The organism is Bradyrhizobium sp. 164, assembly GCF_023073715.1.
In the GTDB taxonomy this organism is placed as follows: domain Bacteria; phylum Pseudomonadota; class Alphaproteobacteria; order Rhizobiales; family Xanthobacteraceae; genus Bradyrhizobium.
In genome coordinates, this window is record NZ_JADPKA010000076.1 from 58139 (window position 1) to 79903 (window position 21765).

23 protein-coding genes are annotated in these 21765 nt (G+C 64.3%); 16 read left to right on the forward strand and 7 right to left on the reverse strand.

Features of this window, described 5'->3' with window-relative positions:
- Positions 1-186: 186 nt before the first annotated feature.
- Positions 187-1719, forward strand: a complete 1533-nt coding sequence (locus IVB01_RS24235; protein WP_247276200.1) for an acyl-CoA carboxylase subunit beta — start codon at positions 187-189, stop codon at positions 1717-1719.
- A gap of 98 nt (positions 1720-1817) precedes the next feature.
- A complete protein-coding gene (locus IVB01_RS24240) occupies positions 1818-2165 on the forward strand; it encodes a hypothetical protein (RefSeq protein ID WP_247494931.1) in 348 nt (115 codons plus the stop codon).
- Between the two features lie 18 nt (positions 2166-2183).
- Here IVB01_RS24240 and IVB01_RS24245 read toward each other — a convergent pair whose 3' ends face one another.
- Both IVB01_RS24245 and IVB01_RS24250 read right to left on the reverse strand, forming a co-directional pair.
- Positions 2184-2336, reverse strand: coding sequence for a hypothetical protein (locus IVB01_RS24245; protein ID WP_247276202.1), 153 nt, complete (start codon positions 2334-2336; stop codon positions 2184-2186).
- Positions 2337-2430: 94 nt separating this feature from the next.
- A complete protein-coding gene (locus IVB01_RS24250) occupies positions 2431-3084 on the reverse strand; it encodes a glutathione S-transferase family protein (protein ID WP_247276203.1) in 654 nt (217 codons plus the stop codon).
- A 129-nt stretch (positions 3085-3213) separates the two neighbouring features.
- On the opposite strand from IVB01_RS24250, the gene IVB01_RS24255 reads away from it, so the two are divergent.
- Together IVB01_RS24255 and IVB01_RS24260 are read left to right on the forward strand one after the other, a co-directional pair.
- Positions 3214-3528 (forward strand): hypothetical protein, encoded by a 315-nt coding sequence (locus tag IVB01_RS24255; protein WP_247276204.1) that lies wholly within the window; start codon positions 3214-3216, stop codon positions 3526-3528.
- Between the two features lie 119 nt (positions 3529-3647).
- Positions 3648-3932 (forward strand): twin-arginine translocation signal domain-containing protein, encoded by a 285-nt coding sequence (locus IVB01_RS24260; protein WP_247276205.1) that lies wholly within the window; start codon positions 3648-3650, stop codon positions 3930-3932.
- 138 nt (positions 3933-4070) lie between these two features.
- On the opposite strand, the gene IVB01_RS24265 is transcribed toward IVB01_RS24260, so the two are convergent.
- The 3 genes from IVB01_RS24265 to IVB01_RS24275 all read right to left on the reverse strand — a co-directional run bounded on the left by IVB01_RS24265 (position 4071) and on the right by IVB01_RS24275 (position 6416).
- Positions 4071-4322 carry a hypothetical protein gene (locus IVB01_RS24265; RefSeq protein WP_247276206.1) on the reverse strand — a complete coding sequence of 84 codons (252 nt, stop codon included), beginning with the start codon at positions 4320-4322 and terminating at the stop codon, positions 4071-4073.
- 189 nt (positions 4323-4511) lie between these two features.
- Positions 4512-5522, reverse strand: a complete 1011-nt coding sequence (locus tag IVB01_RS24270; RefSeq protein WP_247276207.1) for an alpha/beta hydrolase — start codon at positions 5520-5522, stop codon at positions 4512-4514.
- Between the two features lie 195 nt (positions 5523-5717).
- Positions 5718-6416, reverse strand: a complete 699-nt coding sequence (locus tag IVB01_RS24275) for a winged helix-turn-helix domain-containing protein (protein WP_247276208.1) — start codon at positions 6414-6416, stop codon at positions 5718-5720.
- 256 nt (positions 6417-6672) lie between these two features.
- Here IVB01_RS24275 and IVB01_RS24280 point away from each other — a divergent pair, with 256 nt between their 5' ends.
- The 3 genes from IVB01_RS24280 (at position 6673) to IVB01_RS24290 (ending at position 8282) form a co-directional block, all read left to right on the forward strand.
- The gene (locus IVB01_RS24280) at positions 6673-6981 is read left to right on the forward strand and encodes an NIPSNAP family protein (RefSeq protein ID WP_247276209.1); all 309 of its coding nucleotides are present in this window, start codon (positions 6673-6675) and stop codon (positions 6979-6981) included.
- A 28-nt stretch (positions 6982-7009) separates the two neighbouring features.
- Positions 7010-7360 carry an antibiotic biosynthesis monooxygenase gene (locus IVB01_RS24285; RefSeq protein ID WP_247276210.1) on the forward strand — a complete coding sequence of 117 codons (351 nt, stop codon included), beginning with the start codon at positions 7010-7012 and terminating at the stop codon, positions 7358-7360.
- Between the two features lie 112 nt (positions 7361-7472).
- Positions 7473-8282, forward strand: coding sequence for an isocitrate lyase/phosphoenolpyruvate mutase family protein (locus IVB01_RS24290; RefSeq protein WP_247276211.1), 810 nt, complete (start codon positions 7473-7475; stop codon positions 8280-8282).
- A gap of 185 nt (positions 8283-8467) precedes the next feature.
- Here the strand turns inward: IVB01_RS24290 and IVB01_RS24295 are convergent, their stop codons facing one another.
- On the reverse strand, positions 8468-8857 hold the full coding sequence (locus tag IVB01_RS24295) for a hypothetical protein (protein ID WP_247276212.1): 390 nt from the start codon (positions 8855-8857) through the stop codon (positions 8468-8470).
- A 157-nt stretch (positions 8858-9014) separates the two neighbouring features.
- Here IVB01_RS24295 and IVB01_RS24300 point away from each other — a divergent pair, with 157 nt between their 5' ends.
- Positions 9015-9659 carry a trimeric intracellular cation channel family protein gene (locus IVB01_RS24300; RefSeq protein WP_247276213.1) on the forward strand — a complete coding sequence of 215 codons (645 nt, stop codon included), beginning with the start codon at positions 9015-9017 and terminating at the stop codon, positions 9657-9659.
- Between the two features lie 145 nt (positions 9660-9804).
- On the opposite strand, the gene IVB01_RS24305 is transcribed toward IVB01_RS24300, so the two are convergent.
- The gene (locus IVB01_RS24305) at positions 9805-11031 is read right to left on the reverse strand and encodes a c-type cytochrome (protein ID WP_247276214.1); all 1227 of its coding nucleotides are present in this window, start codon (positions 11029-11031) and stop codon (positions 9805-9807) included.
- Positions 11032-11312: 281 nt separating this feature from the next.
- Between IVB01_RS24305 and IVB01_RS24310 the strand changes: the two genes are divergently transcribed.
- From IVB01_RS24310 to IVB01_RS24345, 8 genes are all read left to right on the forward strand, one after another.
- The gene (locus tag IVB01_RS24310) at positions 11313-14804 is read left to right on the forward strand and encodes an indolepyruvate ferredoxin oxidoreductase family protein (protein ID WP_247449489.1); all 3492 of its coding nucleotides are present in this window, start codon (positions 11313-11315) and stop codon (positions 14802-14804) included.
- Between the two features lie 296 nt (positions 14805-15100).
- Positions 15101-16258: a thiolase domain-containing protein gene (locus IVB01_RS24315; protein WP_247276216.1), complete on the forward strand. Its 1158-nt coding sequence runs from the start codon at positions 15101-15103 to the stop codon at positions 16256-16258.
- Positions 16258-16647: a Zn-ribbon domain-containing OB-fold protein gene (locus IVB01_RS24320; RefSeq protein WP_247276217.1), complete on the forward strand. Its 390-nt coding sequence runs from the start codon at positions 16258-16260 to the stop codon at positions 16645-16647. The genes IVB01_RS24315 and IVB01_RS24320 overlap by 1 nt, the downstream gene beginning before the upstream one ends.
- 252 nt (positions 16648-16899) lie before the next feature.
- Positions 16900-17760 carry a MaoC/PaaZ C-terminal domain-containing protein gene (locus IVB01_RS24325; RefSeq protein WP_247276218.1) on the forward strand — a complete coding sequence of 287 codons (861 nt, stop codon included), beginning with the start codon at positions 16900-16902 and terminating at the stop codon, positions 17758-17760.
- Between the two features lie 155 nt (positions 17761-17915).
- On the forward strand, positions 17916-18794 hold the full coding sequence (locus IVB01_RS24330) for an SDR family oxidoreductase (RefSeq protein WP_247276219.1): 879 nt from the start codon (positions 17916-17918) through the stop codon (positions 18792-18794).
- Between the two features lie 112 nt (positions 18795-18906).
- Positions 18907-19860 carry a dihydrodipicolinate synthase family protein gene (locus tag IVB01_RS24335; RefSeq protein WP_247276220.1) on the forward strand — a complete coding sequence of 318 codons (954 nt, stop codon included), beginning with the start codon at positions 18907-18909 and terminating at the stop codon, positions 19858-19860.
- Positions 19861-19864: 4 nt separating this feature from the next.
- Positions 19865-20680, forward strand: coding sequence for an NUDIX hydrolase (locus tag IVB01_RS24340; protein WP_247276221.1), 816 nt, complete (start codon positions 19865-19867; stop codon positions 20678-20680).
- Positions 20681-20759: 79 nt separating this feature from the next.
- The gene (locus tag IVB01_RS24345) at positions 20760-21674 is read left to right on the forward strand and encodes an EamA family transporter (RefSeq protein WP_247276222.1); all 915 of its coding nucleotides are present in this window, start codon (positions 20760-20762) and stop codon (positions 21672-21674) included.
- Positions 21675-21765: the final 91 nt, after the last annotated feature.

A 21765-nucleotide genomic window follows, 5' to 3' on the forward strand; every position in this document is an offset into this window, starting at 1 on the left:
GAAGCCGAACCCGGCCTGTCCTGGCGATGCCCCTGGCCATGCTCGCCTCCCAGGCAAAACTTTGTAATTCCTTGCGCTTTCACGCTGCGGCAGGGCAGCCCTGCGGCGCCGAAAGGCGCTTTCCGGGCCGCAAAATGCCGTGTTAGAACCCGGCATCGCTTAAGGCTTAAGAACTGGCGGGAGCAAATGAAACACATCCTGGACGCCCTTGAAGATCGTCGTGCCGGTGCCAAGCTCGGCGGCGGGGAGAAGCGCATCGAGGCGCAGCACGCCCGCGGCAAGCTGACCGCGCGCGAGCGCATCGAGCTCCTGCTCGACAAGGGATCGTTCGAGGAATTCGACATGTTCGTCGAGCATCGCTCCACCGAGTTCGGCATGGAGAAGAACAAGATCCCGGGCGATGGCGTCGTCACCGGCTGGGGCACCGTCAATGGCCGCAAGACCTTCGTCTTCGCCAAGGATTTCACCGTGTTCGGCGGCTCGCTGTCCGAGACCCACGCGCTGAAGATCACGAAGCTGCAGGACATGGCGATGAAGGCGCGGGCGCCGATCATCGGCCTCTATGACGCCGGCGGCGCCCGTATCCAGGAGGGAGTCGCCGCGCTGGCCGGCTATTCCTACGTGTTTCGCCGCAACGTGCTCGCCTCGGGCGTGATCCCGCAGATCTCCGTCATCATGGGCCCGTGCGCCGGGGGCGACGTCTATTCACCCGCAATGACCGACTTCATCTTCATGGTGAAGAACACCAGCTACATGTTCGTCACCGGCCCCGACGTCGTGAAGACGGTAACGAACGAGGTCGTCACGGCCGAAGAGCTCGGCGGCGCCTCGGTGCACGCCACGCGCTCCTCGATCGCGGATGGCGCCTTCGAGAACGACGTCGAGACGCTGCTCCAGATGCGCCGTCTGATCGACTTCCTGCCATCCAACAACACCGACGGCGTGCCGGAATGGCCGAGCTTCGACGACATCGGCCGCATCGACATGTCGCTCGACACGCTGATCCCCGACAATCCGAACAAGCCCTACGATATGAAGGAATTGATCCTGAAGGTCGTGGACGAGGGCGACTTCTTCGAGATCGCGGAGGCCTTCGCCAAGAACATCGTCACAGGCTTTGGCCGCATCGCGGGCCGCACCGTTGGCTTCGTCGCAAACCAGCCGATGGTGCTGGCCGGCGTGCTCGACTCTGATGCGTCGCGGAAAGCGGCGCGCTTCGTCCGCTTCTGCGACGCCTTCAACATCCCGATCGTCACCTTCGTCGACGTGCCGGGCTTCCTGCCGGGCACCGCGCAGGAATATGGCGGCCTGATCAAGCACGGCGCCAAGCTGCTGTTCGCCTATTCGCAATGCACCGTGCCGCTGGTGACCATCATCACCCGCAAGGCCTATGGTGGTGCCTTCGACGTCATGGCCTCCAAGGAGATCGGCGCCGACATGAACTACGCCTGGCCGACCGCACAGATCGCGGTGATGGGCGCCAAGGGCGCGGTCGAGATCATCTTCCGCAGTGACATCGGCGACCCCGACAAGATCGCGGCGCGAACCAAGGAATACGAAGACCGGTTCTTATCGCCGTTCATCGCCGCCGAGCGCGGCTACATCGACGACGTCATCATGCCGCATTCGACAAGAAAGCGGATCGCCCGGGCGCTGGCGATGCTGAAGGACAAGAAGACGGAAATGCCGGCGAAGAAGCACGACAATTTGCCGTTGTGAGCGCACACAGCCCGGATGCGCGCAGCGACATCCGGATCTTTGCCTAAGCCCCGCATCTCGCTTCGCTGATGCGGGTTACCAATATCTTCTGAATTCGCATGACCGAAGACGATCCGATCGATGAGATCTCCGATATCGAGGCGCGGATCGAAGCGCTCGCCGCGATTGCCGAGCGGTGCCGGAAATACATTCTGGCGTCCAAGATCGCCATCGGCGGCGGGACCGCGCTGCTGCTCGTCACGATCCTCGGTCTGTTGGGATTAGGCCAGACCGCCGCGCTCGGATCGATCGCTCTGGTGTTGGGTGGGATCGTCTCGCTCGGCTCGAACGTCAGCACGTTGCGGCAGACGGACGAGGCCATCAGTGCTGCGGAGGCGCGTCGTTCGGCGCTGATCGGAAGCATCGATCTTCGCGTCGTTGCCGATACGCCGCTGAAGCTGGTGTGACGCGACGCGTCGCACGCCCTACGCCGCAGTCCTGAGCGTCAGCACCTGCAACTCCGCGCGGCATTCGGCTGCGAAGGCCTGAAGGCGTTCCGCGGTTTGCTGGTCGAGGATCGCCTTTGCCAAGCGCTCGGCGCGGGCAATCTGTTCTTTGAGATACGCGATACGGGCCATGGGTCACCTTTCGCCTCGAATAATTTGAGGCAAATTGCTTCGTTCCGATGGCTATGAGCGTACGCTTACCACCGGGTTAATGATGTGCGGCAGGTCACGCTCGGCGGGCCGCATCCCCCGCGGCGAAATGCGCCATTTGGTCCGCGCGGGCTTTGAGGAAGGCCGGGCGGGCCGTGGCCCGGGCGAGGTAAGCGCGACAGGCCGGGTGGTTCGCAAGTCCCTCGAAACGGTCGACGGGGCGCAGCACGTCCGACATCAGGATGTCGGCGACGGAGAAGGACCCCGCCAACCATTCGCGGCGGGCCAGCACCGGTTCGAGATGCTTGAGACGAACCGTAAGGAACCCGTCTAGGAATTTCCATCCCGGCGTGCCGTCCGCATTGCCCATGAAGTTCAGCATCGCCCAGGGCAGGCTCGCCATCTCCACCGAATTGAGCGCGGCGAACACCCATTTCGTCGCCTGGCTGCGGCGGCGCGGATCCGATGGCATCAGCTTGTCGCTGCGCTCGCCGAGATGCAGCAGGATCGCGCCGCTCTCGAAGATCGAGAGGTCGCCATCGGTCAGCCACGGCACCTGGCCGAAGGGCTGGTGCGCGAGATGTGCGGCGCCGCGGTCCTCGAACGGCACGCTCGCGACGCGATAAGGCAAAGCGGCTTCTTCGAGCGCCCAGCGCACACGGAGGTCGCGCACGAAACCCCTGGGCATCTCGGGAACCCAGTCGAAGGTGGTCAGCGTGAGGTCGGCCATGTCGTCTCTCCGTATCTTGGCTCAGACCAAGGACGAGCAAAGGGCACGCATTCCGACACCGGTGACAACTGTTTTTGTCGCCGGCGAGTGAAGCGGCTAGTCTTCGCTCAAACAATGGGAGGAAACCCGATGCCATCAGCGTTCTTCGTCGTCCGCGCCACCCTCACCGACGCGAGCAAGCGCGCCGCCTTCGACAGATGGTACGAGACGGAACATCTGCCCGATGCGGTGAGGGCGTTCGGCGTAGCCAAGGCCTGGCGGTTCTGGAGCCTGGACGATCCCTCGCTGCATCAGGCCATGTATCAGTTCGATGACGAGGCGAAGCTCGCGGCGATGCTGAAAGGTGATGCGCTGAAGCGCCTGACGGCCGACTTCAACCGCGACTGGCCCGAAGTGAGGCGCACGCGCGAGACGCTGGTGCTGGCGCAGGAGTTCGCGACGTAGGCGACAGGCGATACCGTCCGCTTCTCATCGAAACTGAACGCATGATTCAGCTTCGGTTCATGTCGTCACCGCGAGACTTACTCGGCATCACGGGCACGATGATCCAAGAGGAAGAAGTCATGGAGCGCCGAAATTTTTTGAAACTTGCACTGGGGGTGACGGCGGGAGCCGCCGCCTTCGCTGCGACCGTGCAGGCCGCGCCGCTGTCACCGCAGCCACTCGCTGATCCCACCCGCATGCCGCAAGGTCACTCAGACGCTCATCCCGCAGTCACTACCAGCGAAGAAGCCGGGCAGGCGAAACCTGAGCAGGTGCACTGGCGTGGGCGCGGCCGGCATTGGGGCTGGCGCCACCGCCATTGGGGCTGGCGTCGCCGGCGCTGGCACCGCCGCCGTTACTGGTAAGCCCGCGGCAACCGCGAATTGGACCGGGGATCGCCGCTGGCGGTCCCCGTCTCGCGCTCAAGGGACACCGTCGACTAGCGCCAAAACGAAATTGGCCGCGCAGGCGGTCCCGCGCGGCCATTTTGCAATGCGAAAGGATCAGAACGGACGGCAGCGGCCGGCGTACCAGCGGAAGCCATAGGGGCACGCGCGTGCGCGGGGCACCACGACGACCGGCGCCGGGGCGACCACTACGGGCGCGGGGCGCACAACGACTGCCCCGCGCATCGGACGGCAGCCGCCATAGGGGCCACGATACCAGCCGGGGCCGCAGCCGCCGGCGGCGCTGGCCGCTTCGCTGAAACCGACGACCGCGCTGGCGAGCATGACGGCGGCGAACAGGTATTTCATTTGATCTTCCTTCTGGTCCTTCGGGAGAGGCTTAGGGGATGGCGCTTGCGGCGAACAATGAATCAACAGACACGATTCGACACGTTAAATCGGGGACGTGCCGACACATCGCGATCCAAGCCTGCCAATCATGACCTGAATGCGGCACGAACATTGCTCCGCATGCCGCTTCACGCGATGGCGACGGCACTAGCGGCCAAGAAACTCCAGCACCAGCTCCCGATACTTCTCCAGCGCCTCCAGGAAGACGAGATGGCCGGTGTCCGGGATCACCTCGGCCCGCGCATTCGGCATCTTTGCGGCGAACGCTTTCGCGAGTTCGGCATTCTGCCCCATCTTGGCGCGCAGCGCCTCCGGCGCGCTCACTCGTCCCGGCGCGTTGTGATCGTCGGCGCCCATCACAAACAGCGTGGGCAGTGTGATGAGCGGGATCTCGTGTGCCACCGGCTCGCGATAGATCATCTGGCCGGAGCTGACGAAGGCGCGCAGCCAGCGCGGATAATCGGGGCTGCCCTTGATGTTGAAACGGGCATCGATGAACGGGGTGATCGCCTCCGGCGGCAGCTTGATCGAATAGTTGGTCTGGAGCTGCTTGCGATAGCCGTCCGCCGTGAGCTTGTCCTCGGTCTGGATCATCTTCTCGGTCGGCGTCGGCGGCACGTAGAGGCGGTAGTCCTCCAGTCCGATCGGCGCGGTCAGCACCAGATGGGCGATGCGGTCGGGATAGGCGCGGGCGAGGCGCACACCGAGCATGCCGCCGAGCGAATGAGCGACGATCTCGGCCCTGTCGATCTTGAGATGATCGAGCAGCGCAATCGTGTTGCGCGCCAGCGTGTCGAAATGGAGTTCACCCTGCGGCTTGGAGGATTTGCCGAAGCCGACCTGGTCCGGCACGACCACGCGATAACCCGCCTCGCTCAGCATCTTGATCACGGGGGCCCAGTAGCTTGACGGGAAATTACGCCCGTGCAGCAGCACCACGGTGCGGCCGTTCGGCTCCGCGGCAGACACGTCCATATAGGCCATGCTGAGCTGCTCGCCGTCATTGACGAGCGGCAAGAGGTGCACGGGATAGGGATAGGCAAAGCCTTCGAGCGCGGCGCCATAGGGCTCGCGCGGCGCGGTGTCGGCGGCGCGGGCGGATGTGAGCGGGAATGCGAGGAGGGCGGCGCAGAGCGCGGCCCGGAGGAAGCGGTTCATTGGGGGTCTCGTGTTTGGAGCCGTCATTCCGGGGCGCGTCGACGACGCGACCCCGGAATCTCGAGGTTCCGAGTTCGCTGCACCGCATCGCCCCGGGACGACAGTGCGCATAAAGTGATGGATGGCCGGGTCAAGCCCGGCCATGACAACAATGGGAGTTCACACGGCATTGTGTGCCGTCACGCAGCTTCGTGATCAGTCCTTGCCATTCCCGAACAGCGCAGCGAACTGTTTCTCGCCGGTGCGGGTGAAATTCACAACGCGGCTTCCGGGCGTGGCGTCGCGTGCGGCCCATTTGAGTTCGGCGAAGCGCTGCATCATGGCCGCCCCCAGTGTGCCGGCGAGATGATGCCGCCGCTCGCTCCAGTCGAGACAGGCCTTGCACACCGGGCGGCGCGGATGGGTCAGCATGTCGGGCGAGATCTGCAAATGCTTGGCGAGGAAGCGCTCGCCCTCCGCCGTCAGCTCGATCTCCTGCTTCTTCTGCCTGACCAGCTGCCGCGCGCGCATGGTGTCGAGCATCTGCACGCCGAGATCGCCGGCGAGATGGTCGTAGCAGATCCGCGCGCGCCGCAACGCCGGATCCTTCGGCCCGGTGCGCACGCGCATGTGGCCGGTCCGCGCGGCAAGCCCCGCCAGGCCCTCGAGCACGCCGGCGACGTCGTCATCGGTGAGGCGGTAGTAGCGATGCCGGCCCTGCTTCTCCGGCTCGACGAGGCCGCCGGCCTCGAGCTTCGACAGGTGCGAGCTCGCAGTCTGCGGCGTGATGCCGGCCTCCTGTGCCAATTCGCTCGCGGTCAGCGCACGGCCGTTCATCAGCGCGGTGAGCATGTTGGCGCGCGCGGGATCGCCGACCAGGGAGGCGACCATGGCGATGTCAGGACCTGATTTCATGCTTCGATGGTAGCCGAAGCATCAACGTCCGGCAAGGAGGTAGGTTTTCACCAAATCGTCATTGCGAACGACGGCGAAGCGATCCTCACTACTTAACCCTCATCCTGAGGAGCGCGCCTTTGCGCGCGTCTCGAAGGAGGAAGGCCCGGATGGTGGCCTCGCCCTTCGAGACGCCGCGCACGCGGCTCCTCAGGGTGAGGGGCTGACTTTGGTGATCGCTGCGCTCGCAACGACGACGGAAACACAGGAGCCCATCATGTCCATCACCGTCTTCATCCGCTACCAGCTTGATCCATTCAAGCGCGCCCAATTCGAGGAATATTCGAAACGCTGGCTCACCATCATCCCGAAATGCGGCGGCGACCTGATCGGCTACTTCATGCCGCATGAGGGCACCAACAACATCGCCTTCGCGCTGATCACCTTCGAGAGTCTGGCCGCCTATGAAGCCTATCGGGCGCGGCTGCGGCAGGACGCCGAAGGCATGGCGAACTTCCATTTCGCCGAGGAGAACAAGTTCATCCTCGCGGAAGAGCGCACCTTCCTGCGCAAGGTGGTATTGTAGGCCACGACATCGTTAGCAGGAGACGCCCATGATCGCCGTGATCTTCGAAGTCTGGCCGAAGCCGGAACACCGCCAGGACTATTTCGACCTCGCGGCCGATCTGAAGCCCATCCTGCAAACCATCGACGGCTTCATCTCGGTCGAGCGCTTCGAGAGCCTGACCGAGAAGGGCAAGATCCTGTCGGTATCGTTCTGGCGGGATGAGGCGGCCGTGCAAGCCTGGCGCAACACGATGGAGCATCGCCGTACCCAGGCCACAGGCAGGGCGAAGATCTTCGCCGATTATCATTTGCGCATCGCCAGCGTCATCCGTGACTACGGCATGAATGATCGCGAGCAGGCGCCGAAGGACAGCCGCGCCGTGCACGATGCACACTAGCGCTGCCCGGGCGCGCACTTGCGCTGCCGGGCGCGCACTAGTGCTGCCGGGCGCGCACTAGCGCTGCCCTGAATGCGCGCCTATGTCTTCGCGGCCAATAAGGGAGAGAAACATGCACGTGACAACCGCTGACAAGCGCGCGACGTTCAGGAAGATGCACGAGAGCGGCTGCTTCATCCTGCCCAATCCGGTTGACGTCGGCAGCGCCAAGGCGTTGCAGCATCTCGGTTTCAAGGCGATTGCGTCATCGAGCGCGGGCTTTGCCTGGACCATCGGCAAGGCCGATAATCACGTCAGCGTCGAGGAGGTCTGTCAGCATCTGGCAGCATTGAGCTCCGCCGTCGACATTCCCGTGAATGCGGATTTCGAGGGCGGCTTTGCCGTCGAGCCGGACAAGGTCGCTGACAATGTCGAGCGCTGTGTCCGCACCGGCGTTGCCGGCCTGTCGATCGAGGATTCCACCGGTGACAAGGCCAAGCCGCTCTACGACCGCGCGCTCGCGGTCGAGCGGATCAAGGCCTCGCGCAAGGCGATCGGCGACAGCGGCACGCTGCTGGTCGGCCGCTGCGAGGCTTATCTTTGGGGCGCGACCGATCTCAAGCTCGTCATCGACCGGCTCACCGCCTACGCGGACGCCGGCGCTGATTGCCTTTATGCGCCGGGCCTGAAGAGCCGCGAGGACATTGCGGCGGTGGTGAAGGCGGTGCATCCAAAACCGTTCAATCTCCTGGTCGGCGGCTCCGGCCTGTCGTTGCAGCAGGCGGCCGATCTCGGCGTGCGTCGCATCAGCGTCGGCGGATCGCTCGCCCGCGCCGCCTGGGGCGGTTTCATGCGCGCGGCCAAGGAAATGGCGGAGCAGGGGACCTTCACCGAGCTCGGCAATGGCTATTCCGGCGGCGAGCTCAACAAGATGTTCAGCTGACCCAAAGGAAAAGCGGCGGGACCTTTTTGGGTCCCGCCGCTCTCGTAGCCTCTCGGTGTCCTGCCCCGCCTAGTGCGCAATTGCGCACGGGCCGGGCATCCAGTACGCCGCGGCTTTTGATTTGGCCACGACGGTCTCGGAGTGCTGGGTCCCGCCAGGTCAGCGGGCGAGCTATCGTGTTACTTTTACTTCGCGCCGTCAGACGGCGTCTGCGTATCGGGCGCCGGCTTGCTCGGTGCTGCACCCGTGGTCACGCCCGGCCCGGTGTTGTTGCGCGGCGTCACGTCGCGCATGCCGGGAGGCGCGGTCGGATTGGTCGGCTGCGTCTGCGCGGTCTGCGACGTCGGCGCGTTGCTGGCCTGGTTGGTCGTGCTGGTATTGTTCAGGCCGTAGAACACGGCACCCAGCACCAGCGCAATCGCAACGGCGAACAGCGCAACCTTGCCGCTGGAGGCGGGGCCTTCGCCAAGCTCGGGATCGGCCTGAAGGTCGGCATCCCGGCGCGCCGCGCGAAGATACTCATCGTCGGCGAGGTTCGGGCGGTACGGATCGTTGGGAAAACGGTCGTCAGCCATCGATTGGTCTCCTCGGGTTATTGCCGCGGGACAACCCGTGGATGCGAGATTCCGTTCCCGGCGCTTTATGCTTTCGTCGCATGTTGCTCCCGCCGCGGGAATCAGGACCTTGTCTACGGGAACCGTGGACCAGGTTCCACAGAGGGAGAACAAATCCATGTGGAGCCTGCCGCCGACGGACGGCGTCCTGCATCTTCTGGCGTTGGTCGCCTTGACGGCGGAGGGCATGACGGCCGCGCTGGCCGCCGGTCGAGGGAGCATGGACTATGTCGGCGTTTGTCTTCTCGCCTGCGTGACCGCGCTTGGCGGTGGCACACTGCGCGACCTGTTTCTCGGTCACTATCCGCTGGTGTGGGTCGCCAACCCGATCTACCTCGCGCTGCCGGGCGGGGCAGCGCTGCTGACGATCCTGATCGCGCGGCTGGTGCATCGGCTGCACCTCGCTTTCATCGTTCTCGATGCCATCGGCCTCGTCGTCTTCACCATGATCGGCTGCAATGTCGGCTGGCAGATGGATGCCTCGCTGCCGATCGTGATCGTCTCGGGCATGGTGACAGGCTGCGCCGGCGGCGTGCTGCGCGACGTGCTCTGCAACGACGTGCCGCTCCTGTTCCGATCCGAACTCTACGCCAGCGTCTCGGTCGTGACCGGGCTGTTCTACGCCACCGCCTTCGCTCTCAATCTCAATGCCGAGCTCTGGACGATCCTGACCTTCGTGCTCGGCCTCAGCTTCCGTCTGCTCGCGGTCCGCTACAGATGGGAGATGCCGAAATTCGTGTTCACCGGGGATGAAAAGAAATAGCGCGCTTTCTTCGCCTCGCTCCGCTTGCGAGAGGCCGACGCGCGAAGCGCGGCCCGATGACAGGCTCCGCGAAGCAAATCCAGAATCCCTCCGCGAAAGACTTTGGATTGCTCGCCAATGACCGAGAGAAGGCGACGGCGCGGATTTACGGCTCTTCCTTCCTCGCCTTTGCCACCTGCGCCGGCGTCACCATTGGGCCCGCATTGCCCCAGGAATTGCGGATGTAGTTCGTCACTGCCGCGATCTCGTCGTCGGACAATTGCTTGGCATAGGCCGGCATCTCGGCGGTGTTGGGCGCGCGCGCCGTCGTCACGGTGTGGGCGCCATCGAGGATGATGCGCAAGGTGGAGGACGGATTGACCGATTGCAGCAGGGCGTTGCCGGGCAGCGGCGGATAGATCCGTGGGCTGCCTGTGCCGTCGGCCTCGTGGCAGGCGACACAGAGCTTTGCGTAGACCGCCTGGCCGGCCTTCATCTCGGCAACGTCAGCCGGCGTCACGATGGTCTCGCGCCGCGCCGGCGGCAGGCTCTTCAGGTAGACCGCGATCGCACGCACGTCGGCATCGCTCATCTTCGAGGTCGAGTTGACGATCACCTCCGCCATCGGCCCGCCGGCATGGCTTTTGGCGTTGCGGCCGCTTTGCAGATATTCGGTGATATCGTCGGCGCTCCACGACTTCAGCCCGGTGCGCGCGGCGCCGTCGAGCCTTGGGGCATACCAACCGCCGACCTCGTTGCCGGACAGCGCCTGCGCTTGCTTGTCCGCGCCAAAATAGTTCTTCGGCGTGTGGCAGGCGCCGCAATGGCCGAGACCGGTGACGAGATAGCCGCCTCTGTTCCACGCGGCGCTCTGGCTCTGGTCCGGCTCGAACAGGCCGGGCTTAAAGTACATATAGTTCCACACCCGCATCAGCCCGCGATAACCGAACGGCCAGCGCAGCTCCGGCGGCTTGTTGCGGTTGGCGACGGGCGCCAGCGTTCCCAGATAGGCCCGGATCGCCAGCGTGTCGTCCTTCGTCATCCGCGTGAAATAGGGATAGGGAAACGCCGGGTAGTAGTTCGAACCGTCAGGCGCGAGGCCATAGCGCAAGGCGCGCGTGAAGTCGGCATCGGTCCAGGCGCCGATCCCGACGTCGCGGTCTGGCGTCAGGTTTGGCGCGTAGATCGCACCGAAGGGCGTATCGATGCGCTTTCCGCCGGCGAACGGCTTTGCCGGATCGGCGGTGTGGCAGCCCGCGCAGTTGCCGGCTTCGACCAGCGTCTTGCCGTAGGCGATCAGCTCCGGCGAGGGCTCGGCGGCGCGGGCTGCGCCTTCAACTGCACTGCACAACGCCAAACCCACGAGAGCCGAGCCAGCCAGAATCGTCCGCATCGAAAGCCTCTCCTGCGACCAATCGACGTCGTCCCGCAGTATAGGGGCCTCACGTCATTTCGCGACGGCGGGGGTATGGTGACACAAATTGAAAACGCCCAGCGTGTTTCAGGCCACGAAATTGCTATTTTTACCCGGCGCTCCCTTTGCTCCAGATTTGTGATGCGGAGCGTGAAATTTCCGACATAGAGTGGCGGAGATGGTCGGCGCGCCCTAGCTAAAAATGACGGGCAGGCAACGGCTTAAGTGGCCAAAGGCCAAGAAGGGCGGAAGAGGACAGCATGGGCATCAACCAGGGTCCGATCAGTCTCGATCAGAAATACACCCAGCAAACCGGACACGTTTTCACCACGGGCATCCAGGCGCTGGTGCGCCTGCCCATGGCCCAGATCCGGCGCGACCGCGCCAACGGCCTCAACACCGCGGGCTTCATCTCCGGCTATCGCGGCTCGCCGCTCGGCGGCTATGACCAGCAGCTCTTCGCCGCGCGGAAGCATCTCGAACAGTACAACATCAAGTTCCAGCCCGGCGTGAACGAGGATCTCGCGGCGACCGCCGTGTGGGGCTCGCAGCAGCTCAACCTCTCGCCCGGCGCCCAATATGATGGCGTGGTCGGCATCTGGTACGGCAAGGGCCCCGGCGTCGACCGTTGCGGTGACGTCTTCCGCCACGGCAATGCCGCCGGCTCGGCCAAGAACGGCGGCGTGCTCTGCCTTGCCGGCGACGACCATGGCGCAAAATCCTCCACCGTCCCGCATCAGTCCGACCATGCCTTCATCTCGGCGCTGATGCCGTATCTCTATCCCTCGAGCATCCACGAGATGATCGAGATGGGCCTGCTCGGCATCGCGATGTCGCGCTACTCCGGCTGCTGGGTCGGCATGAAGGTGATCACGGAGACGGTGGAGACCACGGCCGAGATCGACCTCACCGACGAGATGAAGCCCTTTATCATCCCCTCCGATTTCGAGCTGCCGCCCGGCGGCCTCAATCTGCGCTGGCCCGACGACCGCTTCGAGCAGGACCGTCGCTTACAGGACTACAAGGGCTTTGCGGCGATCGCCTTTGCGCGCGCCAACAAGGTCAACCGCGTCACCATGGATTCGCCAAACGCCCGCTTCGGCATCATGGCATCCGGCAAGAGCTATGAGGACGTCCGCCAAGCGCTGCGCGAGCTCGGGATCACCGAGGAGGTCGCCGCCAAGATCGGCCTTCGCCTTTACAAGATCGGCATGCCATGGCCGCTGGAGCCGGAGGGCGTACGGCAGTTCGCTGTGGGGCTCGAAGAAATCTTCATCGTCGAGGAACGGCGCGAGATCGTCGAGAACCAGGTCAAGCAGGAGCTGTTCAACTGGCGTGACGACGTCCGCCCACGCATCGTCGGCAAGATGGACGAGCACGACAAGCGCTTTTTGACCTTCGCCGCCGAGCTCAGCGTCGCCTCGCTTGCGACCTCGCTGACCGAGCGGCTGCTTCGACTTAATCTCAACCCTGAAATTGCGGAGATGCTCCGCGTCAAGGCCGACTGGTTCAACGGCCGCCAGGCCACGCAGATGCAGGCGGTCGCGCCCATCTCCCGTACCCCGTATTTCTGCTCAGGCTGCCCCCACAATACATCCACGAAAGTCCCCGAAGGCAGCCGCGCCATGGCCGGCATCGGCTGTCACTTCATGGCGCTGTGGATGGACCGCTCGACCGAAACGTTTACGCATATGGGCGGGGAGGGCGTGCCCTGGGTCGGCATCGCGCCTTTCACCAAGGAGAATCACATCTTCGCGAATCTCGGTGACGGCACCTATTTCCATTCGGGCATTCTCGCCATCCGCCAGGCGATCGCCTCCAAGGCGAACATTACCTACAAGATCCTCTACAACGACGCCGTTGCCATGACCGGCGGTCAGCGCCATGACGGCGATCTCTCGCCGCAGCAGATCACCCAGCAGCTTTACGCCGAAGGCATCCGCGAGCTCTATCTGGTCTCGGAAAACCCCGATGCTTACCCGGCCGACACCATCGCGCCCGGCGTGAAGAAGTATCACCGCGACGAGCTCGACAATGTCATGAAGATGTGCCGCGAATACAAGGGCACGTCTGCCATCGTATTCGTGCAGACCTGCGCGGCCGAGAAGCGTCGCCGCCGCAAGCGCGGCTTGATGGAAGACCCGCCGCGCCGCGTCATGATCAACCCGGCGGTCTGCGAAGGCTGCGGCGACTGCTCGGTGCAGTCGAACTGCATCTCGGTCGAGCCGCTCGAGACCGAGTTCGGCCGCAAGCGGGCTATCAACCAGTCCTCCTGCAACAAGGACTATTCCTGCCTGAAGGGCTTCTGTCCGTCCTTCGTCACGATCGACGGCGGTGCGCCGCGCCATCGCGCGCCGGCGGAGCTCAGCGAGATCGGCGAGCTTCCGGAGCCGGCCTCACGCCCGATCCTCGACAAGCCGTACAACATCGCGGTCGGCGGTGTCGGCGGCACCGGTGTGCTCACCATAGGCGCGCTGCTCGGCATGGCCGCCCATATCGAGGGCAAGGCCTCGATGATCCTCGACATGTCGGGTCTCGCGCAGAAGGGCGGGGCGGTGCTCAGCCACGTCCGCCTGTCCGATCATCCGGCCGAGGTGACCTGCTCGCGCATCGTCACTGGAACGGCCGATCTTGTGCTCGCAGCCGACGAGGTGGTCGCGGTTGCCAAGGACACGATCTCGCTCTGCGACTCCAGCCGCACCCGCGGCATTATCAACAGCCACGTCATCCCGACCGCCGACTTCGTCCTCAACCGCGACTTCAATTTCCAGACCCGCAAGCTCAACGCGGTGCTGGAAACGGCGCTGCACAAGGACTCCGTGTTCTTCGATTTCACCAAGCCGGCCGAGCAGCTGCTCGGCGATGCTATCGCCACCAACATGATGATGATGGGCTATGCCTATCAAAAAGGGCTGTTCCCGCTGTCGGCGGCGTCGATCGAGCAAGCTATCGAGGTCAACGGCGTCTCGATCAAGATGAACAAGGAGGCCTTCCGCCTCGGCCGCCTCGCGGTCGCCGATCCCAAGCGCTTCGCCGACATGCTGAAGGGGACGGACGAGGTCGTTGCACCCAAGACGCTGGAGGCGATGACGTTGGACGAGGTCATCGAGCATCGCGCCAAGCACCTCACCGCCTATCAGAATGCTCGCCTGGCAAACCGTTATCGCAAGCTGGTCGACCAGGTCCGCGAGGTTGCGGTGAACGGTGGCTATGGCGAAGCGCTGCCGCGCGCGGTCGCGGTGAACTACGCCAAGCTGTTGGCCTACAAGGACGAATACGAAGTCGCGCGCCTCTACACCGACGGCGCCTTCGAGCAGCAGCTCCGCGACCAGTTCGAGGGCGAGTTCAAGTTCAACTTCAACCTGGCGCCGCCGATCCTCAGCCGCGGCGTTGATGCGCTCGGCCGTCCGAAGAAGCGCGCCTTCGGCCCGTGGATGCTGAACGTTTTCCGCGTGCTGGCCAAATTCAAATTCCTGCGCGGCACGCCGTTCGACATTTTCGGCCGCAGCGCCGACCGCAAGCTCGAGCGCGACCTGATCGCCGGCTACGAGAAGGACGTTTCAACCGTGCTCGGCCTGCTGTCGCCGGTCACGCACGACACCGCCGTGGAGCTGCTGTCGCTGCCCGACCGCATTCGCGGCTACGGCCCGGTGAAGGAGAAGGCCGTAAACGACGCCAAGGCCCGCTACGCCCAGCTCGCCGCTGACCTCGCCAACCCGCCGCCCGCGCCAAGGCAGATCGCGGCGGAGTAGGTCTCCTAGCTCTGCGATTTTCCTCTTTGAAATCAACCCCGTTCTACTGTGCATGGGGTTGTTTTCGTTAAAAAAGAAAATCGCTTGCGCGGTCGGGCAAAGCAGCTTTAGGATTCTGCTGTCGCCTGCATCATTGGCGAGGAGCTCTTGCGACGACGCAATCCAGCACAAGAGGCGGACCCCATTTGGGCCCACCCGCTACCCTCTCGCAGGGCGGAATATTTCCGCGCTTGCCAAGCAGGCCACCGCGGTTCAGAAAAACGGAGCAAGAAAAAACGCGAGCGGAGACCTGAAGTTTGACCATCAAGGGCAAGGCCTACATTGCCGGGATTTTTGAACACCCGACCCGGCATGCGCCGGACAAATCCACCGCCCAGCTCCACGCCGAGGTCGCCAAGGGCGCGATCGAGGATGCCGGGCTCTCCAAAGACGATGTCGACGGCTATTTCTGCGCGGGCGATGCGCCCGGCGGCGCTTGGCCGATGGTCGATTATCTCGGCCTGAACACCAAAAAACTCCGCCATATCGATTCGACCGAGACCGGCGGCTGTTCCTACATCATCCATCTCGGCCACGCCGCCGAAGCGATCGCGGCAGGCAAGTGCTCGATCGCGCTGATCACGCTGGCCGGCAAGCCACGCACCGGCGTGATGCCGCCGCGCGCGGCCGGCGCAGAGGTTGATTTCGAATCCGCTTACGGCGCGACCACGCACAATGCCTATGGCATGTGTGCCATGCGCCACATGCACGACTATGGCACCACGAGCGAGCAGCTCGCCTGGATCAAGGTCGCGGCCTCGCATCATGCGCAATACAATCCGCATGCGATGCTCAAGGACGTCGTCACCGTCGAGGACGTCCTGAACTCGCCGATGATCTCCGATCCCCTCCATCGCATGGATTGCTGCGTCGTCTCCGACGGCGGTGGCGCGCTGATTGTGACGACGCCAGAGATTGCCAAGAGCCTGAAGAAGCCTCAGGTGCGCCTGATCGGCCATGGCGAGGCCATGAAGGGCCCGCGCGGCGGCAAGGATCTCGACCTCACTTATTCCGCGGGTATCTGGTCCGGCCCGCGCGCCTTCGAGGAAGCCGGCATCACGCCGAAGGACATCAAATACGCCTCGATCTACGACAGCTTCACCATCACCGTCTTGATGCAGCTCGAAGATCTCGGATTCTGCAAGAAGGGCGAGGGCGGCAAGTTCGTCGCCGATGGCAATCTGATCTCGGGCGTCGGCAAGCTGCCGTTCAACACCGACGGCGGCGGCTTGTGCAGCAATCATCCCGTCAACCGCGGCGGCATGACCAAGATCATCGAGGCCGTCAGGCAGCTGCGCGGCGAGGCGCATCCGAAGGTGCAGGTCAAGAATTGCGATCTCGCCATCGCCCATGGCACGGGCGGCCTTTTGGGTGTTCGCCACGCCGCCTCGACCGCCATTCTGGAGCGCGTGTGATGAGCGAAGCAAAAAAATACCCGGCCCCGGTGACCAATCCCGAGACCGCAGCGTTCTGGGACGCCGCTGGCCGCGGCAAGTTCATGATCAAGCGCTGTACCGCCTGCGGCGAAGCGCATTACTTCCCGCGCGCGATCTGCCCGTTCTGCTATTCGGACAAGACGGTGTGGGAGGAGGCTTCGGGCGAGGGCACGATCTACACTTACAGCCTGATGCGGAAGTCGCCGAGCGGTCCTTACGCGATCGGCTACGTCACGCTGAAGGAGGGGCCGTCGGTGCAGACCAACTTCGTCGACTGCGATCTCGATAAGCTGAAGATCGGTCAAAAGGTGAAGGTGGTGTTCAAGCCGACCGACGGCGCACCGCTGCCGTTCTTCACGCCGGCCTGATTGCTTTCTTCCTTCTCCCCTTGCGGGAGAAGGTGGCATAGGCCGCCTCCGGCGGCCGCCCTTAAAGACGCCGAAGCGAAGCTTCGGCTTTGGCGCCGGATGAGGGGTATCGCTCCGCGAAGAGATTGCTCGATGCGGAAGCAACCCCTCACCCAAACGAGTTTGCCGCACCGTCCTCGCTGCCCTCTCCCACAAGGGGAGAGGGCACTTCAACTGGCGGTGCCGAAGACATTCGGGAGGAAGACAAACAACATGTCCGCCAGATACGAAGAACTCAAATGCCTGAAAAACATCGGCCAGAGATACGCCTACACCGACCGCGACGTAATGCTCTACGCCTATGGCATCGGCCTAGGCGCCGATCCCATGGACGAGAAGGAGCTTGCCTTCGTCAACGAGGGCACGCTGACGCCGCGGCCGCTCAAGGTAGTGCCGACGTTTGCGTCCGTCGCAGCGTGGGGTTCGGGTCCCGGCGAGATGAACCTCAACCGCGTGATGGTGGTCGACGGCGAGCGCGACATCACCTTCCACCAGCCGCTGCCGGTCGCCGCGAACATCACCGCCGATTCCTCCGTGCTCGAGGTCTACGACAAGGGCAAGGACAAGGGCGTCGTGATCAGCCACCAGACGGTGCTAAAGAACGAGAAGGGCGAGAAACTGGCAACGCTGGTCGCTTCGCGCTTCGCCCGTGGCGACGGGGGCTTCGGCGGGCCGAACCTGACGCAGCCGGATCCGCACAAGATTCCATCGCGCGCACCCGACAAGACCATCGACATCACCACGCGCCCAGACCAGGCGCTGGTCTATCGCCTCTGCGGTGACCGTAACCCGCTGCACTCGGATCCCGAGTTCGCCAGGAAGGCCGGCTTCCCGCGCCCGATCCTGCACGGCATGTGCACCTACGGCATCACCTGTCGCGGTGTGCTCCAGACCTATGCCGATTACGACGCCTCGGCCTTCCGCCAGCACGTTGCCCGGTTCTCTTCGCCCGTCTATCCCGGCGAGACCGTAACCATGGACCTCTGGAAGGACGGCAACGTGATCTCGTTTGAAGCCAAGGTGAAGTCGCGCGGGGTCACCGTGATCAAGAACGGCAAGACGGTGCTGGGTTAGGTCGGTCTCGTGCCCCGGGCGCAGCGCAGCACTCAGTGATGCGCTGCTGAGCTGGGGCAGGGAATGCTCGACGAAGAACTGGGTCCCGGCTCTGCGATGCAGCGTTCACGCTGCATCTTGTCCGGAACACGAAAACAAAACAGGGAGACGCCACCATGGGACTACTCGACGGCAAGGTTGCGCTGATCACTGGTGCGGGCGGGGGGCTCGGTGAGGCCTATGCAAAGCTGTTCGCGCGGGAAGGGGCCTCGGTCGTCGTCAACGACCTTGGCGGGCCCCGCGACGGCTCCGGCGCCGACACCTCGATGGCCCAGAAGGTGGTGGACGCGATCAAGGCCGAGGGCGGCAAGGCCGTCGCCAACGGCGCCGACATCTCCACCATGGAGGGCGGCCAATCGGTGTTCGACGACGCCATCAAGCACTTTGGCCGGGCAGACATCCTGGTGAACAATGCCGGTATCCTGCGTGACCAGACTTTCGCAAAAGCCTCCGAGGCGGATTGGGACAAGGTCATCAAGGTGCATCTGAAGGGCACCTTCTGTTGCACCCTGCCGGTGTTTCGCTGGATGCGGGAAAACGGCGGCGGCGTCATCGTCAACACCTCCTCGACCTCGGGCCTGATCGGCAATTTCGGCCAGACCAATTACGGTGCGGCCAAGGGCGGCATCTGGGGCCTGTCCAACGTGCTGGCGATCGAGGGCCGCAAGTACAACATCCGGATATGGACGCTGGCGCCGGGCGCGCTGACCCGCATGACAGCAGACCTGCCCCGCTATAAGGAGAACCCCGGCGCGGCGCTGGGGCCGGACGGCATCGCGCCGGCCGTGCTATACATGGTCAGCGACTTGTCGGGCGGCCAGACCGGCAAGGTGCTGGGTGTGTCCGGGCCCCGCGGCGTGCGCGAGATGCGGATGATGGAGATGGAAGGCTGGAAACCGCCGCACTCGGGCTGGAAGGCCCAGGACATCGTTGATCATGCCAAGGAGATCTTCTTCTCCGATGAGCAGATCAAGATGGGGGCGCGGCGGTTTTAGGCTGAGTTGTCGTTCCGGGGCGATGCGAAGCATCGAACCCGGAACCTCGAGATTCCGGATCTGGTCCTTCGGACCATCCCGGAATGACAAAAGAAAGAGAGACGAGACGAACATGAAACTCACCGCCGACGCCAAGGGCACTTTCGCAATCGCGCCGACGCCGTTCCATGACGACGGCCGGATCGACGAGCGCTCGATCGACCGCCTGACCGATTTCTACGAGGAGGTCGGCTGTGACGGCGTGACGGTGCTGGGCATTCTCGGCGAGGCGCCGAAGCTCGATGCCGCCGAGGCCGAGCAGGTGGCGGTGCGCTTCGTCAAGCGGGCCAAGAAGATGCAGGTGATCGTCGGCGTCTCGGCGCCGGGTTTTGCCACCATGCGCTCGCTGGCAAAGGCCTCGATGGACGCCGGCGCGGCCGGCGTCATGATCGCACCGCCACCATCGCTCCGCACCGACGACCAGATCGTCGGCTATTTCAAGCAGGCTGCCGAGGCGATCGGGCCTGACGTGCCCTGGGTGCTTCAGGATTATCCGCTGACGCTCTCGGTGGTGTTCACCCCCGCCGTGATCCGCAAGATCGTTATGGACAATGCGAACTGCGTGATGCTCAAGCACGAGGACTGGCCGGGGCTGGAAAAGATCTCGACGCTGCGCAATTTCCAGAAGGACGGCTCGCTCCGTCCGCTCTCGATCCTCTGCGGCAATGGCGGGCTCTTTTTGGATTTCGAGATGGAGCGCGGCGCCGACGGCGCTATGACCGGCTATGCCTTCCCCGAGCTCCTGATCGATGTCGTGCGCCTCTCGAAGGAAGGCAAGCGCGATGCCGCGCATGATCTGTTCGACGCGCATCTGCCGTTGATCCGCTACGAGCAGCAGCCGGGCGCCGGCCTTGCCGTGCGCAAATACGTGCTCCAGAAGCGCGGCATCATCGCCTCCAGCGCGCAGCGCAAGCCCGGCGCGACAATCACGCCGGCGGCGAAGGCGGAGGTCGAATACCTGCTGTCGCGCGTCGCCCGAATCGACAAGCGCGCCAATCTCGGCCCGCAATCCAGCGCCGCAGGTTAGCCGCATGCCTGAAGCCGCCGCATCACGCCCTGCCTCGACGATCCTCCTGCTGCGCGACGGCGTGGATGTCGACGGCAAGAACCGCGGCGAGATCGAGGTCTTCATGATGGTCCGCCATCATCAGATCGAGTTCAACTCGGGCGCGCTGGTATTTCCCGGCGGCAGCGTCGATGCAGGCGACAAGGAGATCGTGGTCCGCGCCGACCTCTATTCGGGCGGCGAGGGCTTAAGCGAGGCGGACCGCGGCTTTCGGATCGCGGCAATCCGCGAGACTTTTGAAGAGAGCGGCATCCTCCTGGCGCGATCGAAGGATTCGGGCGCACCGGTCGATGCCAAGCGTGCCGGCGAGATCGCCGATGCGCATCGCGTCGCGCTCAACGAGCACAAGGTCAGCTTCCTCGATATCCTTGCCGATAACCGTCTTCAGCTCGCGCTCGACACGCTCGTGCCGTATGCGCACTGGATTACGCCAGAGGGCATGCCGAAGCGGTTCGACACCTGGTTCTTCCTTGCGGCCGCGCCGCCCGATCAGCTCGGCGCCCATGATGGTCGCGAGTCCACCGATTCCATCTGGGTCTCGCCGCGCGAGGCGGTGGAGGGCGGGGCGAGCGGCCGCTTCAAGCTGCCGTTCCCGACCACCCGCAATCTGATCCGGCTTGCCAAGCAGGGCAGCGTGAGTGCTGCACTGGAGCACGCCCGCGGGATGTCGATCGTCACGGTCATGCCTGTGATGACCAAGACCGAAACCGGCCGCCAGCTCCGCATCCCCCGCGAGGCCGGCTACGATGGCGAGGTGTTCGAGGTCGGCGCGGTCGGCTAGATACTTCGACGCCAAACGAAGTATCGGCGGCCGCGGACACGCTAGGTTCTGTCCATCGCGAATGGATGGGACGCAAGTCATGGACAACCGGCAGGGTACCAACATCGCCGTCGAGCTGGCGTTGCTGGTCGCGCTCGCAACGCTCTGGGGCGGCTCCTACACTTTCATCAAGCTGGGCGTTGCCACCATTCCGCCGGTCACGCTGATCGCGGCGCGCACCACGATCGCAGGCCTCTTGCTGCTGGCCGTCATGCGGGCGCGCGGCATCGGGATGCCGACCGACCGCGAGACCTGGCAGCGCTTCGCCTTCCAGGCCGTGCTCAACAGCGTCATCCCCTGGACGTTGATCGCCTGGGGCGAGCGCCATGTCGATGCTGCGCTTGCTACGATCCTCAATTCGGCCGGACCGATCTTCACCTTCCTGCTCACGGCGCTGATCACCCGTCACGAGCCGACGACGCCGCGAAAGCTGTTTGGCGTGATCGCCGGCATGGCCGGCATCCTGCTGATCGTCGGCGTCAATGCCTTCCATGACATCGACAGCGGCCTGCTGGCGGAGGCGGCGATCGTCGCCGCGACGATCTGCTATGCCTGCGCCGCGATCTTCGGCCGCAGTTTTAAGGGGCTCGACCCCATGGCGCCGGCCGCCGGCTCGCTGCTGGCGGGCGCAGCCGTGCTGATTCCGGCCTCGCTCGCGATCGAACAGCCCTGGAGGCTGTCGCCTTCGCCGACTTCCGTATTGGCGCTGCTCGCGCTGGCCGTGTTCTCGACTGCGGCGGCTTTCGCGATCTACTTCCGCCTGATCCAGACATTGGGCTCGGTCGGGACCACGGCGCAGGCCTATCTGCGCGTCCCGATCGGGGTTGCCATCAGCGTCGCGTTCCTCGGCGAGACCTTGAGCCACACCGCCTGGATCGGTCTGGCCTGCGTCGTCCTCGGCGTTGCCGCCATGACGATCCCGGCCGGGCGGCCGGCAAGCGTCAAGAGCTCTTAGTCCGAGACGAAGAAGGGGCGGCAGGCTCCGGATATTAAGGATATTCGGCGGCCAGAGGCATGTTCCCCCGGGGGCGCAATACGTCGTATAT